Annotated in this window: 13 protein-coding genes; 9 read left to right on the top strand and 4 right to left on the bottom strand. The window is 56.4% G+C overall.

Going from position 1 to position 13841, the window contains the following annotated elements; translation table 11 throughout:
• Window positions 1-4: 4 nt before the first annotated feature.
• A complete protein-coding gene (locus RVM24_RS05560; protein WP_244178317.1) occupies window positions 5-1831 on the bottom strand; it encodes a methyl-accepting chemotaxis protein in 1827 nt (608 codons plus the stop codon).
• 221 nt (window positions 1832-2052) lie between these two features.
• Between RVM24_RS05560 and RVM24_RS05555 the strand changes: the two genes are divergently transcribed.
• From RVM24_RS05555 to selD, 4 genes are all read left to right on the top strand, one after another.
• Window positions 2053-3573, top strand: coding sequence for a GNAT family N-acetyltransferase (locus RVM24_RS05555; protein ID WP_431475075.1), 1521 nt, complete (start codon window positions 2053-2055; stop codon window positions 3571-3573).
• Window positions 3574-3732: 159 nt separating this feature from the next.
• A complete protein-coding gene (locus tag RVM24_RS05550; protein ID WP_061332911.1) occupies window positions 3733-4131 on the top strand; it encodes a hypothetical protein in 399 nt (132 codons plus the stop codon).
• 44 nt (window positions 4132-4175) lie between these two features.
• On the top strand, window positions 4176-4841 hold the full coding sequence (locus RVM24_RS05545) for a helix-hairpin-helix domain-containing protein (RefSeq protein ID WP_061332910.1): 666 nt from the start codon (window positions 4176-4178) through the stop codon (window positions 4839-4841).
• On the top strand, window positions 4841-7117 hold the full coding sequence (gene selD, locus RVM24_RS05540; RefSeq protein WP_342632469.1) for a selenide, water dikinase SelD: 2277 nt from the start codon (window positions 4841-4843) through the stop codon (window positions 7115-7117). Before RVM24_RS05545 ends, selD begins: the two co-directional genes overlap by 1 nt.
• On the opposite strand, the gene senB is transcribed toward selD, so the two are convergent.
• Window positions 7101-8081 (bottom strand): selenoneine biosynthesis selenosugar synthase SenB, encoded by a 981-nt coding sequence (senB, locus tag RVM24_RS05535; protein ID WP_286249730.1) that lies wholly within the window; start codon window positions 8079-8081, stop codon window positions 7101-7103. The genes selD and senB overlap by 17 nt on opposite strands.
• A gap of 155 nt (window positions 8082-8236) precedes the next feature.
• On the opposite strand from senB, the gene RVM24_RS05530 reads away from it, so the two are divergent.
• From RVM24_RS05530 to RVM24_RS05515, 4 genes are all read left to right on the top strand, one after another.
• Window positions 8237-9106 carry a putative selenate ABC transporter substrate-binding protein gene (locus RVM24_RS05530; protein ID WP_106695758.1) on the top strand — a complete coding sequence of 290 codons (870 nt, stop codon included), beginning with the start codon at window positions 8237-8239 and terminating at the stop codon, window positions 9104-9106.
• A complete protein-coding gene (locus tag RVM24_RS05525) occupies window positions 9106-9756 on the top strand; it encodes an ATP-binding cassette domain-containing protein (protein WP_061332906.1) in 651 nt (216 codons plus the stop codon). The genes RVM24_RS05530 and RVM24_RS05525 overlap by 1 nt, the downstream gene beginning before the upstream one ends.
• A 19-nt stretch (window positions 9757-9775) precedes the next feature.
• The gene (locus RVM24_RS05520; protein WP_138436199.1) at window positions 9776-11242 is read left to right on the top strand and encodes a PhnE/PtxC family ABC transporter permease; all 1467 of its coding nucleotides are present in this window, start codon (window positions 9776-9778) and stop codon (window positions 11240-11242) included.
• 215 nt (window positions 11243-11457) lie between these two features.
• Window positions 11458-11991 carry a hypothetical protein gene (locus RVM24_RS05515; protein ID WP_286249725.1) on the top strand — a complete coding sequence of 178 codons (534 nt, stop codon included), beginning with the start codon at window positions 11458-11460 and terminating at the stop codon, window positions 11989-11991.
• On the opposite strand, the gene RVM24_RS05510 is transcribed toward RVM24_RS05515, so the two are convergent.
• Both RVM24_RS05510 and RVM24_RS05505 read right to left on the bottom strand, forming a co-directional pair.
• On the bottom strand, window positions 11984-12280 hold the full coding sequence (locus RVM24_RS05510) for a hypothetical protein (protein WP_106695755.1): 297 nt from the start codon (window positions 12278-12280) through the stop codon (window positions 11984-11986). The genes RVM24_RS05515 and RVM24_RS05510 overlap by 8 nt on opposite strands.
• Before the next feature lie 40 nt (window positions 12281-12320).
• The gene (locus RVM24_RS05505) at window positions 12321-12770 is read right to left on the bottom strand and encodes a hypothetical protein (protein ID WP_431475074.1); all 450 of its coding nucleotides are present in this window, start codon (window positions 12768-12770) and stop codon (window positions 12321-12323) included.
• Window positions 12771-12903: 133 nt separating this feature from the next.
• On the opposite strand from RVM24_RS05505, the gene RVM24_RS05500 reads away from it, so the two are divergent.
• The gene (locus tag RVM24_RS05500) at window positions 12904-13824 is read left to right on the top strand and encodes an ABC transporter ATP-binding protein (protein ID WP_138436197.1); all 921 of its coding nucleotides are present in this window, start codon (window positions 12904-12906) and stop codon (window positions 13822-13824) included.
• The last annotated feature ends 17 nt before the right edge of the window (window positions 13825-13841 follow it).

The raw sequence follows: 13841 nt of genomic DNA, 5'->3' as shown, positions 1-13841 counted from the left end.
TCCGCTATACGCGGAAGCGGGTCACTTTTTCATTCAATGTTCTGCCAATGGTTTCAATGTGCCCGCTGTACACATCGTTTTCACTGGCGGCTTTGGCTGCTTCCTGGCCCTGGTCCGCAATCCGGGTGATGGAGGCATTCAGCTCTTCGGTAACCGAGGTTTGCTCCTCAGACGCTGTGGCAATCTGAGACGTCATCTGGCTGATGGCGGTGATGGCCTCGGCAATCCGGTTCAGGGATTCCATGGCGTCCTGGGCTTTTTCCATACTGACGTTAGACACCGCCGTTGACGCCTTCATCACTTCCACCGCATCGCCGGCGCCTTTCTGCAGACGCTCGATCATGTTATTGATTTCCTCAGTGGAAGACTGGGTCCTCTGGGCCAGGTTGCGTACTTCGTCTGCCACCACCGCAAAGCCACGCCCTGCTTCCCCTGCCCTTGCGGCCTCGATTGCGGCGTTCAGTGCCAGCAGGTTGGTCTGTTCTGCTATGCCCTGAATAACCTCCAGCACCGTGGTGATGGACGACACATCCTTACCCAGCGTGTCGATGACTTCAGCAGCTGCATTAACCTCATTGGAAAGCTTTTGCACCGCATCCCTCGACGCAGTCACCGTCAGCAACGACTCGCGACTCTCCTGATCGGCATTCTCAGCCGCTTCCGCTGTTTGCTGTGCGTTCTGGGCAATCTCCCCGGCAGCAGCAGACATTTCGTTGATGGCCGTAGCAATCATGTCAATCTCGCTCTGCTGGCTCTCAACGCTCGAACGGCTGGTACTGGAGGTGTTGCGCAAGGCGGTCACATTCTCATCCAGGTCATCACTACCCTCTTTGACTTCCCGGACAACCTGCTGAATATTCTCCACAAATCGGTTAAAACTTTGCGCCAGTGCGCCAAACTCGTCCGAAGCGGAATCGTCCAGTCGGCGGGTAAGATCTGCGTCACCCGAAGCAATACTGGACATCGCACTGTTCAGGCGCCGCACCGGCACCATCAGCAATCGTATTCCGAAATACAGCGCCACCAGGGCAACTATCAAACCCACAGCGGCAATGACAAGGCCGCCCACCCGGGCCTCAACAATCGGAGCGTTGATCAGGTCCTCGTTAACAAACGTCACCAGGTACCACTCCACAGCCCGGGCATCGGCTATCGGATGAAAACTGACACTCCAGCGGGCGCCGTCCATCTCAAATGTATGCTGGCTGCCATCAAGAGCGGGCCGCTGACCGATAATGTCCGAAATGTTGTTTCCGACCACCTCTGAGTCCGGGTAGAAGAGCACAGTGCCTTTCTCGTTTACCAGTGCGGCGAACCCGGTATCGGCCAGGGTGATCGTCGACAACATTCGGTCAATCGTGCCAAGCCCGATATCCATGCCGGCTGCTCCTTTATATAAACCGGACTTGATCGGGGCCATGGCGGAGATAATGGTCGCGCCAGTGCTGGCATCCTGATAGGGCTCAGTGAATGATGAACGCCCTAACCGCTGGGCTCCCTGGAACCAGGGGCGGGTGCGGGGGTCGTAGTCAGGTGGCAGTGTCGCTTCCACCTCTGGGCTCCGCATTAGCATCCGGCCGTCCTCGGTGCCGGCATAGACATCCATAATATTGCCGCCGCGCGTCATTGCTTCCATCAGGGTACGGGCCATATTGTCGGTGCGGATGCCCTCAAGGGCGCTGGCCGTCGCCTCAGCCATGTCCAGGCGAGTGTTGAGCCAATCGGAAATACTGGACGTACTCTGCTCTACCGCGTCGGCCATAAGCGCGTCAACATAACGATCCGTCGTTGATCTGAGCCTGATATCCGTTGCCACTGTCAACGCAGCCATCAGCATTATGATGAGAGCACCTACGGCAACGAGCAGTTTCTGAGAAAATGAGAATTGCAAGGGGAGTCCCTCCGATAAGACTGAGGTTGTTTCGATCAGCTTCTCATCAATTATAGATGTGAATTAATTGACTAACGGCAATTTGAGCGAAGTCTTTAGAACTCTTTGTTAGAATGGACTTACAGGCAACCAAGGCTGCCAAACCAAAGGAGATACACCAGATGGCCCATGAAGAGCTCCACCTGAATCTGCGAAACCTGACGCTTGAAGACTACAGCCAGCTCCAGGAGCTGATGGACGAGGTTTACGACGATATCGGTGGCGCATGGCCAAAGGAAACCATCAAGGCGTTGGTTGAGCAGTTCCCGGACGGTCAGATCTGTATTGAAGACAACGGGCACCTGGTGGCCGTTGCGTTGACCGTATGCGTTAAGTACGAGCGCTTCAGCAACCCCCACGCCTACGACGACCTGATCCTCCGTAACGAGAAAATCTGGCACAACGCCAATGGCGATTCGCTCTATGGCCTGGATGTATTTATTCATCCCGAGTACCGGGGCTACCGCCTGGGCCGGCGGCTCTATGAAGCCCGCAAGGAACTTTGCCGTTCCATGAACCTGCGGGCTATTCTCGCCGGGGGACGTATCCCCAATTACTTCAAGTATTCCGAACAGTACACGCCGGAAGAGTACATCCATCGCGTCGACCGCAAAGAGATCTACGATCCGATTCTCACCTTCCAGCTGTCCAACGATTTTCAGGTAACCCGTTTGATGCACAAGTATCTTCCGGAAGATGAAAAGTCGCTGGGTTATGCCACCCTGCTGGAATGGCGGAACATCCTGTATACCCCGCCCTCCTCGGTGCTGAACGTGAAGAAAACCCAGGTTCGCCTGGGTGCCGTGCAATGGCAGATGCGGGAATTCACCTCAGTGGAGGAAGTGCTGAAGCAGGTTGAGTATTTCGTGGATGCGTTGTCTGATTACAAGAGTGACTTTGCCCTGTTCCCGGAATTCTTCAACGCACCCCTGATGGGCCTGACCGACCAGATGGACCAGACCCGCGCCATTCGTTTCCTTGCCGGGTTTACCGAGCAGTTCCGCAATGAAATGTCGGAAATGGCGGTCAGTTACAACATCAACATTATCACCGGCTCCATGCCGCTGATCGAGAACGACCGGGTTTATAACGTGTCGTACCTGTGCCATCGGGATGGCCGCGTGGACGAGCAACGCAAGATCCACATCACGCCCCATGAACGCCGCGACTGGGTTATTGAGGGCGGCGGCAAGTTCCAGGTATTCGATACAGATGCCGGCCGGGTTGCCATTATGATCTGCTACGACATCGAATTTCCGGAGCTCGGGCGCGTAGCTGCCAGCCAGGATGTGGACATCATCTGTGTACCCTTCTGGACCGACACCAAAAACGGCTACTTGCGGGTTCGCCATTGTGCCCAGGCCCGCGCCATCGAAAACGAGTGTTATGTGGTGATTACCGGCAGTGTCGGCAACCTGCCCAAGGTAGAGAACCTGGACGTCCAATACGCGCAATCCTCCGTATTCTCACCGTCTGACTTCGCATTCCCGCACGATGCCGTGATGGCGGAGACCACCCCGAACACCGAAATGATCATGTTCTCGGATATGGACCTGGAGAAACTCAAATTGGTACGTAACGAAGGCTCAGTCACCAATCTGAAAGATCGTCGTGTTGATCTGTACGAATTGAAAACCAGATAAAGACCGCATCTGGCCCCCTTTGCGGGGGGCGGATGTTGAACTATTCCATGAAAGGGTTACGGTAGACAGCTGATGGCATTGCCAAAATTAAATAGCCCGTCTATTGTTTAATTTATGCTCAAATAATCTGGCTGATCTCAGAGGCAGAGAAAGCATTTCATGAACGAAGAACTACCGGATCTTGTTGCCCGTTTCCGCGTACGCCACGGCCTGTTTCGCAAAGAAACCGTGGAAGCTCGCCTTTATGAGCTAGACAGCTACGGCTGCGTGATGAAAACCGACAAGCTGTTCAAGCCCGGCGACACCATCACACTCGACCTCATCATGGATATGCCATTTGAAGAGATCCGCGCCGAGGGTGTTACCGGACTGGTTACCGAAAAGAGAAAGCACTGTAGCAACTTCTTCTACTCTATTGATTTTTTTCAACTTGAATCCGGAGATAACTCCCCTCTTTCGGACAAGCTACGCCGTATTCGTGAAGTGCTTCTGAAGAAGCAAAGCCTCAAATCCAGACGAAGCTCGAATACGACCAACGGAATGAGGCAATTGGCCTGATACACCGTTCCATCGTTCTATCCCCCTCTGTAAGGAGACGCCCTATGGCAAAGAAAGCCAAACCCAGTGTTGATAAGATTGTCAAAAAAGTGAACAAAGAGTTCGAGAAAACCACGGCTCAGATTGAAACACTCATCAATGATGCCCTGAAGCAGTTCGACCACCTGCAGCATCAGGTTCAGGATCCGGTTCGTAAACTGCTCAAGGAAATGGACGAGCTCCGTGAGCGTGAAGTGAAGCGCTTCAATGAAGAGTTCGAACGCCGGATGAACGAATTCCACGAACTGCAGAGCTCATTGCTGGACAAGCTGGGTATTGCAGCCAAGGAATCTGGCAAAGACGTCAAGAAAGCTGCAGACACCACCGCCAAGAAGGCTACGACTGCCGCTAAAAAGGCGACGAGTGCGAAGCCCGCGGCCAAGAAGCCTGCCGTTAAAAAACCGGCTGCCAGCAAGGCCAAGCCTGCCGCCGCCAAAAAGCCTGCAGCAAAGAAACCGGTAGCAGCCAAAACCGCCAAGCCGGCGGACAAGTCTGATCTGACCCGCATCAAGGGTATTGGCCCGGCAACGGCGAAGAAGATGAAAGATGCCGGCATTACATCCATCGACCAGATCGCCAACCCGAGCGATGCCGATAAACAGAAACTGGAAGCCTTCAAGAGCATCAAAGGGTTCAGTGAGCTGTCTGCAGAAGCCAAGAAAGTCATCTGATGCAAACACCCGATCAACCTGTATTACGGGACATTGTCCTGGTAGGTGGCGGGCACAGCCACGTCGGGGTCCTCAAGCGATTCGCCATGAATCCGGTCCCCGGCGTTCGGCTCACGCTCATATGCCGTGATACCCACACCCCCTATTCCGGCATGCTTCCCGGTTACGTGGCGGGGCATTACAGCTATGACGATGTGCATATTGATCTGAGCCGGCTGGCAGAGTATGCCGGTGCCCGGTTCTACCGTGCGGAAGTGACTGGCATTGATCGTGCGGCAAAACGCGTCATCTGCAAAGGCCGCCCGAACGTTCCCTACGATATCCTGTCGATCAACATTGGTTCCTCTCCCCGGGTTGCTGAGGTCAGCGGTGCTGCGGAACATGCGGTACCGGTCAAGCCCATTACTGGGTTCAACAACCGATGGTTATCGCTGCTGTCACGCATCGAGAACCACGATGGCCCCATGACCATCGCCGTTGTGGGTGCCGGTGCCGGCGGGGTGGAACTCACCCTGGCCATGCAGTTCCGCTTGCGCAATGAACTTGCAAATCGGGGCAAAGACCCGGACCAACTGCACTTTCATCTGTTCGACGCCGCAAGCGAGATTCTGCCCACCCATAATGCCAAGGTCCGTGCGGTGTTCCGGGACAAACTGGTTCGCCGGGGCATAAAACTGCATCTGGGCGATGCTGTTTCCCGGGTAGACGCAGGGCTACTGGCCACCGAATCCGGCCAGACACTGCAAACCGACGAAGTGCTTTGGGTTACCCGTGCCGGCGGCCCGGCCTGGCTGGAATCCACCGGCCTGGAACTGGATGACGGCCTGTTTATCCGGGCCCGGGACACCCTGCAGACAGCAAATGACGACCACATTTTTGTTGCCGGCGACATCGCCAACGTGGTGAACCACCCCCGTGAAAAAGCCGGGGTGTTTGCGGTGCGCCAGGGACGGCCATTGGCGGATAACCTCAAACGCATGGCTCTGGGAAAACCACCCAGACCGTTCAATCCCCAGAAAACCTGGCTGGCGTTGATCAGCACCGGTGACCAGTTCGCCGTCGCCTCCAAAGGCAATTACGGGTTTTCGGGCGCCTGGGTTTGGCGCTGGAAAGACTGGATTGACCGTCGGTTCATGAAGAAATTCACTGACCTGCCGGCCATGGAAGACAGCGCAAGACTGCCAGACACCTCGGCCGCCCAGAATCCCGAAGAAGCCTCCCAGGCCATATCGGCCGTTGCCATGCGTTGCGGCGGTTGTGGCGCCAAGGTTGGCAGCACGGTACTGTCCAGGGCACTGGGTGAGCTGCGCCCGATTGAGCGCGACGACATTCTCATCGGCCTGCACGCACCGGATGATGCTGCAGTGTTGAAAGTGCCACCGGGTAAGGCGGTGGTCCATACCGTGGACTTTTTCCGGGCGTTCATTGATGACCCTTACATTTTCGGAAAGGTAGCCGCCAATCACAGCCTGGGTGATGTATTTGCCATGGGCGCAGAAGCCCAGAGCGCTACTGCGGTGGCGACTGTCCCGTACGGGATCGAATCAAAGGTGGAAGATACCGTGTTCCAGATGATGTCTGGCGCGGTGGAAGTGCTTAACGAGGCGGGTTGTGCACTGGTCGGCGGCCATACCGGCGAAGGCAAGGAGCTTGCGCTCGGGTTTGCGGTGAATGGCCTGATCGATCCGGACAAGGTCATGAGCAAGGGCGGCCTTCGAGCTGGTGATGTATTGCTGCTGACCAAACCCATTGGTACTGGCACCCTGTTCGCCGCCCATGCCCGTTTGGCTGCCAAGGGGCGCTGGATTGATGCCGCGCTGGCCTCCATGGTCCAGTCCAATAAAGCTGCTGCTGAGTGCTTGCTGCGCCACGGGGCACGGGCCTGCACCGATGTCACCGGTTTTGGCCTGCTGGGGCACCTGGTGGAAATGACCAGGCCTTCCGGTGTCGATGCCGAGCTGGACCTGACCGCTATCCCCATTCTGCCTGGTGCGGAAGAAACCGTGGCAGCAGGGATTTTAAGCTCGCTGCAGCCGGCGAACGTAAGGCTGCGCCGGGGTATCCGGGACCAGGGAGACTGGGTTAACCACCCCCGCTATCCCCTGATCTTTGATCCGCAAACCGCTGGAGGACTTCTGGCCAGCGTGCCCGCAGCGGTGGCGGAAGCTTGTGTCAGGGAGCTCAAGGGCCTGGGCTATCCCCACACCGCGATTATCGGCCGGGTACTTGCCCAGGATGAAAACGGTCCGATAGAACCCATCACCCTGCGGGATTAACCGCAGCGAGCGCCAGCGCCACGGCCTGTTCCAGGCTCTGGCGTTCGCGCTCCGGAGTGAAGGTTTCTGCCAGCTCCTTAACGCAGTCAGTCAGTTGTGCCAGAAATTCCGGTTCGGTTTCGGCCTTGCGCATCAACCGGGCCAGGGCAGCCTCATCCTTGACAGGATAATACCCGGGGTAGTGCTCACCCAGCAGGCCACGGTTACCTGGAATATCCGAAGCCAGAATCGGCAACCCTGCCCTGCAGGCTTCAGACACCACGTTAGCGCCACCCTCCATCACAGAACTGATCACCATCAGGCTGCTCACGGCCATCAGATTTTCCAGCTGCGCTTTGTCCAGTTGTTCCAACCAGTGGAAACGGGGGTTATCCTTGCTTTCGCTCAATGCCCGTTCCCGCCACTCATCGTTGTGAGGCTTTCCGGCACAGGACACAATGATGGCCGACTCCTCCGGTAATAGCCGGCTGGCCCAAGCGGCACGCAGGGAATCCTTCTCATCCCTCAGGTGCCCGATCACGCAGATATTGAACTGACCTGGCTCTGGCCGGGATCCACCGCGAACCGCAGGCTTGGCTGCGGACTGCCGCAAGGTAAGCAGCTTGTGTCGGAAGGTTTCAGGAATGTCCTGGGCAACAAGATCATGCAGGCCAATCAATATCGATGCCGCTGCCATAGAGGCATGGGTTGGTTCCGGGTATTGGTACTGGTGATGATAGATGTCGGTGCCGGTCAGGGCGACGATCAGTGGCTTTTCAGGCCATTCGGTGTGGAACCGTTGGATCGCGTCGGCACTTCGCCAGGCATGAAGGGCTATCAGCAGGTCTGTTGGCTCTCCATCATAACCTGTAATCACCGTTACCTGATGGCCAGCCTGCTCCAGCAACTGCTGCCATCGCACGGCGGTTGCGCGGTTCCCCGCTTTTGAGTCCGGCCCCGCCGGGGTAAGAATGCTAATATTCATAGGCCTGCCAGGAAGATTTTGCACAATTCTGTCGCTCTGAATGCTCCAGGTAAAGAGTTCTACCGTATATCGGTTCAGACTTGACCGTAATCACGTTATCCTCTGCAGGTCGCAATCCACAGCAACATCATCACCCCCTTTTAGAAGGAAAGATTATGATCACCAAGCAAATACGGAAATGGCTTGTTTCCGGTTTCCTGATCCTGCTTGCCTCCAGCACTGTGTCTGCACAAACGTTTGTCTTTACCGCGATTCCCGATGAAGACGAAACCAAACTCGTAGAGCGCTTCCGCGGCATTGCAGATTACCTGTCGGAGCAACTTGAGGTAGATGTACGCTATATTCCGGTTAAGTCCTACGCCGCCGCCATTTCTGCATTCCGCAATAACCAGGTACAACTGGCCTGGTTTGGCGGGTTGTCGGGTGTTCAGGCCCGTGCATTGGTTCCCGGCTCAGAAGCACTCGCCCAGGGCGTTGAAGACCAGGCGTTTTACAACTACTTCATCGCCCACAAGAGCACCGGTCTTGAGCGCGGTGACGAATTGCCCGAGGGCGTTCGCGGCAAAACGTTCACGTTTGGCTCCAAGGGTTCGACTTCCGGCCGCCTGATTCCCGAGTACCACATCCGCCAGCGTTTCGGCGAAGCGCCGGAATCAGTGTTCAGCCGCGTCGGTTACAGCGGCAACCACACCCGAACATTGAGGTTGGTCGAGTCCGGCACCTATGAAGTCGGCGCACTCAACTACAAGGTTTGGGAAAAGGAACTGGAAGACGGCAATATCAATACAGACGACGTCCGGATTATCTGGAAGACCCCGGGCTTCCCCAACTACCAGTGGACCATCCGTGGCGACGTTGACGCCCGTTTCGGTGAAGGATTCACGGACAGGGTTCGCCAGGCCCTGCTTGACCTGGACGACCCCGCTCTGCTGGAGAGCTTCCCCCGTGAAGGCTTTATTCCCGCCTCCAACGATGATTATGAGCCCATTCGCAGCGTTGCCAAAGACATTGGAATCATCGATTGATGTCAGGCTTTTCATTTGATCAGCTAAAGGCAAGTTTTGGAGACAAGCGGGTGATAGGCCCGCTGTCTCTGAAGGTAAACGATGGTGAGCATGTGGCCCTGGTGGGCAAGAGCGGTGCCGGCAAGTCCACGCTGATCAAACTGCTGTATGAACGTTTGACCCGCGACGCCTCGCTGGTCCCCCAGGGGCTTGGGCTGGTCAACGCCCTGCCGGTGTTTCACAACGTGTTTATGGGCCAGCTGGACCAACACCCGCTGTGGTACAACACCCTTACCCTGCTCCGGCCATTCCGCAAGGACCGCGCCGTCATCAGCGACCTGCTGAATCAACTGGGCATTGCTGAAAAGCAATGGTCACCCACGGCCTCGCTGTCTGGTGGCCAGCGGCAGCGGGTTGCCATTGCCAGGGCCCTGTACAGGCATGCCCCGATATTGCTGGCCGACGAACCCATCTCTGCCCTGGACGGCCCTATGGCGCATCTGGTTATGAACGCGTTGACAGAGCGCTTCCATACCAGCGTGATTGCACTCCACGATGTGGATATGGCCCTTGCCTACTGTAATCGGATCGTGGGTATTCAGGATGGCCAGGTGGCACTGGACCAACCGGCCAGCAAACTGAACGCGTCTGATATCATGACGCTTTACTGACAGGCAGCGCCGGCACCCCATGTTCTCCTATCCCACCGTTCGCGCCAGTTTTCTGTTTCTTGCCATCGCCGTGGCAGGCCTGCTGGTGGCCGACATTGCCATTACCACCGCCAACCCCTGGCGGGATCTGGGGCAATTCTTTCTGGGAGTGGTTACCCCCAATTTCTTCAGTACCGAAGGTCTGTTAACCGCTCTTCTACGCACGGTTGCCTTTGGTTTTGTGGGCGTCACCCTTGGCAGTTTCTTCGGTTTCCTGCTGGCGCTGTTGTATCGTTTCATGCCGGTACGGATTTTCTGTGCGTTCATCCGTGCAATCCATGAACTGTTCTGGGCGCTGATCTTCCTTCAGTTCTTTGGCTTTCACCCGCTGACCGGTGTGTTGGCGATTGCCATCCCCTACGCCGGCATCTTTGCCAAGGTGTATTCAGAAATCCTGGATGAGTCTGACCCGGAACCGGCGCAACTTCTGCCTAAAGGCACCCACGCCATTGCCGCGTTCCTGTACGCCCGGATACCGGACTGCTGGGTTCAGCTGCGCACCTACACCGCCTACCGCCTTGAATGCGGTTTGCGGTCTTCCGCTATCCTCGGGTTTGTCGGGCTGCCTACTCTTGGCTTCTATCTGGAGACATCGTTCTCCCAGGGCATGTATTCCGATGCCGGGGCAATGCTTATTCTGTTCTACGTTCTGATCGCCACCATGCCGCTCTGGGTACGGCCCAAGGTACTGCCTGTCTATATCTTGGCTGCACCATTCTTTCTGGGAGAGGGCTTTCCGATTGTCTGGGGTAACGTTGAGCGTTTCTTTACCGAAGACATCGTGCCGGCGCCGTTACGCAATGGTGAAGGCCTGGCGGCTTTCTCCAGCTGGCTTGGCGATGTGATGGTCAGCGAGGCCCTGCCTGGGATATGGAACACGGTAGTGCTCACCCAGATCGCCCTGGTGGCCACGGGGATATTGTCTCTACTGGCATTCCCGCTGATCTCGAAACACTTTGGCGGGCCGGTGCGCCGCACCTCCGGCCACGTGTTTCTGGTGATTGCCCGTTCCACCCCGGAATACATCCTGGCTTACATTCTGCTGCAGCTGTGGGGCCCATCCATGTTGCCGGCTGTGGTGGCCCTCGCGCTGCACAACGGCGGCATCATCGGGCACCTGATTGGCCGCCAGACCAACACCATCCACCTGCGCCCGGACGCCCCACAGGGTTTCGCCCGCTACAGCTGGGAACTGGTGCCCCGGGTTTATCGATCGTTCCTGGCGTTTCTGTTCTACCGATGGGAAATCATCATGCGGGAAACCGCGATTCTGGGCATTCTGGGTATCTACACCCTGGGCTTCTATGTGGATTCCGCCATCCAGAACATTCAGTTTGACCGCGCCATGATCCTGATACTGATCACGGCCTTGCTGAACATTGGCGTCGATATCCTCGGCCGTTACATACGTCGCAAACTGGCACTGCAAACCATGCCCACCTGCTAAAGCGCTGGGATACCGTTCACAATTTCAGAGTTAGCCACCAGCTTTTGCCCGTTCTGCTGGCCAGTTGGCTCGCCATTCGGTTACACGCTGTTACAATTCGCAGCATCAGCAGTTAACCGAATGTTTTAAAGGCAGGCACACCGATGATGGTCAATGGACTGGTCGTTATTACCCAAGTTGGGCTCGTGATGTTGATGGCTTTGCTGGGGTTGCGAATGTTTTCGCTCATTCGGCAGGAATCCCTGGTTCAGGGTGGCGTTATCGGAAATGGTGGCGGTATTGAGGGAGCACCGTTTACTCAATCGCCCGCCCCGGAACACCCTTCCCGGCCGAAGTCGGAATCCCCATCAGTTGAGTCTTCCGACAAAACGGAACTGTTTACCAAGTTGCATATCCTGGCCGCACTGCAGGAGCGTGACTGCCGGGTCAAAGGACTTGCGCTAACAGATGCTCCAGAGGTGGTGCGCGCCTACACGGCTGCCTGGCTGTACGGTGCCGCCTGCGCCCTTAGCCCACGAGCCAATCGCCATAACGACGCCCTGGCAGGGCTGGTTGCCAGAATCGTGCATCGGAAAACCGGGATCCGCCAGCCGGCGGCCATCCAGGCCATCGCCACCCTTACCTCGAGCAGCGAACTACTGGCCTGTTATCGTGCAGGGTTGGAAGGCGCGGAATTCTGGGCAGAGCATCAGTTTGTACCACCGGCATTCAGCCTCTATGAGGTGGTAACCGGCAACGCCTTTATTTGACCGTTGCCAATTCCCATTCAGTACCGAGGGTAACGACCTGCCGGCCGGTATCATCTTCTTCGGGAGTGCCGCTGACACTGGGCTTGGTGAAGGTGCCGTCGTCTGTGTAGGTCATCGACTGCACGTCTACTGAGCGCACAAGCCAGGTTTTACCGTTAGCGGTTACCCGGGCGCGATGAGACAGGCCAAAAACAAACCGGCAGTAGTCCAGTTTGAGCTGCAACAGATCCTGCTCGGCTTTCGTAATCTTGCGCAGCAGAACCTTCTGAACACTTTCCCCGTAATCCATCACTTTTCCCTGGAAACCACTGTAATTTTGCAGGATTTAACTATTTTTGCGCTTTGAACACCAGTGTCCAGGGCACATTTTCCAATCTTTCCTGACCATCCTGAAGCTCGATTCGCCAGATCATGTCGGCGCCGGTAGTGCAGAACGGTGCGGTAAACCTCGCCTGGTACTCGAGCGGAGCTTCCCGTACCAGCGGCACCGGATACTCCCCCATGTACATCGATTGGCCTTTAAGGACAGCCAGAAAGCGGTCAGGCGCCTTCGGAACGGAAACCTGAAGAACATATTCCATACCCTGGGCGCCCTCTTCTACCTCCTGCAACCTCAGTCGCCATTCGCCATCCTGGGTGGTCCAGCTACAGGCACCTGCCAGAAGATCGCACTCGGGATGGTCAGCGGTGTCACCCGTTGTATCGAGCAGGCGCGAACCGAACAGTGTAAGAACAATTGCTCCCACCACTAAACCTACGATCACGATGGCTCGTACCATTCTCCGCCCCCAGCTGTTCCAAAGTGGGCATTATGGGGATAAATCCCGACATAGCAAAGGTTTCTAAACTGCTGCCAGCATGAGAAAATGTCGGGCTTTCTGGTCTGAGTCACTCAAAAAACAGGACACGCCCGTGCAACCGGACATTTCCGTAAAGCACTTGAACAAGATCTACGGCGACGGTTTTCAAGCCCTGAAAGACGTCAATCTGGAAATCTACCCCGGTGAGATTTTTGCCTTGCTTGGCCCCAATGGTGCCGGCAAAACCACCCTGATCTCCATCATCTGCGGCATCGTCAACAAAGGCGACGGCGAAGTAAAAGCCGCTGGCCACGATATCGTGAAAGACTACCGCAAAGCCCGGGAGGCCATCGGCCTGGTTCCCCAGGAGCTGAATACCGATTCCTTTGAGACGGTCTGGCATGCGGTGTCGTTCAGCCGCGGGCTGTTCGGCAAACCACCCAAGCCGGCCCATATCGAAAAGGTATTGAAAGACCTTTCACTATGGGACAAACGCAACAACCGCATCATGTCCCTCTCCGGCGGCATGAAACGACGGGTGATGATTGCCAAGGCGCTGTCTCACGAGCCTCGTATCCTGTTTCTGGACGAGCCCACAGCCGGGGTGGATGTGGAGCTGCGCCGGGACATGTGGGAAATGGTGCGCAAACTTCGTGAGACCGGTACCACCATCATTCTCACTACCCATTACATCGAAGAAGCCGAAGAAATGGCAGACCGCATCGGGGTGATACGCCAGGGTGAGATCATCCTGGTGGAAGACAAAGATCGCCTGATGTCCAAGCTCGGAAAGAAAGAGCTGCGCCTGCATCTCCAGAACAAGCTCGACAAGATTCCCGGCGAGCTTACCCTGGAACCGGTGGAACTGTCAGACGATGGCTACCAGTTGATCTATACCTTCGACGCCCAACAACAGCAGGCCGGCGTTGCCCGCCTGCTCCGTACTCTTGGGGATCTGGGCATTGAATACCGGGATCTGCAAACCCGGGAAAGCTCGCTGGAAGAAATATTTGTTGGCCTGGTGCACGAATAGCCGCTGGTACGAACGGA

The sequence above is a fragment of the Marinobacter sp. KM021 genome, from assembly GCF_050707965.1.
GTDB lineage: Bacteria > Pseudomonadota > Gammaproteobacteria > Pseudomonadales > Oleiphilaceae > Marinobacter > Marinobacter shengliensis.
The sequence above is the reverse complement of the archived record's forward strand: the minus strand, read 5'-3'. Positions and strand labels throughout refer to the sequence as shown.

What these genes read in the sequence shown, in the direction of transcription:
- RVM24_RS05520 (WP_138436199.1), top strand. Translation starts at nt 9,776, where the DNA reads ATGTTCTCCTATCCCACCGTTCGCGCCAGTTTTCTGTTTCTTGCCATC.
- RVM24_RS05545 (WP_061332910.1), top strand. Translation starts at nt 4,176, where the DNA reads ATGGCAAAGAAAGCCAAACCCAGTGTTGATAAGATTGTCAAAAAAGTG.
- RVM24_RS05510 (WP_106695755.1), bottom strand. Translation starts at nt 12,280, where the DNA reads ATGGATTACGGGGAAAGTGTTCAGAAGGTTCTGCTGCGCAAGATTACG.
- RVM24_RS05560 (WP_244178317.1), bottom strand. Translation starts at nt 1,831, where the DNA reads ATGGCTGCGTTGACAGTGGCAACGGATATCAGGCTCAGATCAACGACG.
- senB (WP_286249730.1), bottom strand. Translation starts at nt 8,081, where the DNA reads ATGAATATTAGCATTCTTACCCCGGCGGGGCCGGACTCAAAAGCGGGG.
- selD (WP_342632469.1), top strand. Translation starts at nt 4,841, where the DNA reads ATGCAAACACCCGATCAACCTGTATTACGGGACATTGTCCTGGTAGGT.
- RVM24_RS05530 (WP_106695758.1), top strand. Translation starts at nt 8,237, where the DNA reads ATGATCACCAAGCAAATACGGAAATGGCTTGTTTCCGGTTTCCTGATC.
- RVM24_RS05555 (WP_431475075.1), top strand. Translation starts at nt 2,053, where the DNA reads ATGGCCCATGAAGAGCTCCACCTGAATCTGCGAAACCTGACGCTTGAA.
- RVM24_RS05505 (WP_431475074.1), bottom strand. Translation starts at nt 12,770, where the DNA reads ATGGTACGAGCCATCGTGATCGTAGGTTTAGTGGTGGGAGCAATTGTT.
- RVM24_RS05550 (WP_061332911.1), top strand. Translation starts at nt 3,733, where the DNA reads ATGAACGAAGAACTACCGGATCTTGTTGCCCGTTTCCGCGTACGCCAC.
- RVM24_RS05525 (WP_061332906.1), top strand. Translation starts at nt 9,106, where the DNA reads ATGTCAGGCTTTTCATTTGATCAGCTAAAGGCAAGTTTTGGAGACAAG.
- RVM24_RS05515 (WP_286249725.1), top strand. Translation starts at nt 11,458, where the DNA reads ATGTTTTCGCTCATTCGGCAGGAATCCCTGGTTCAGGGTGGCGTTATC.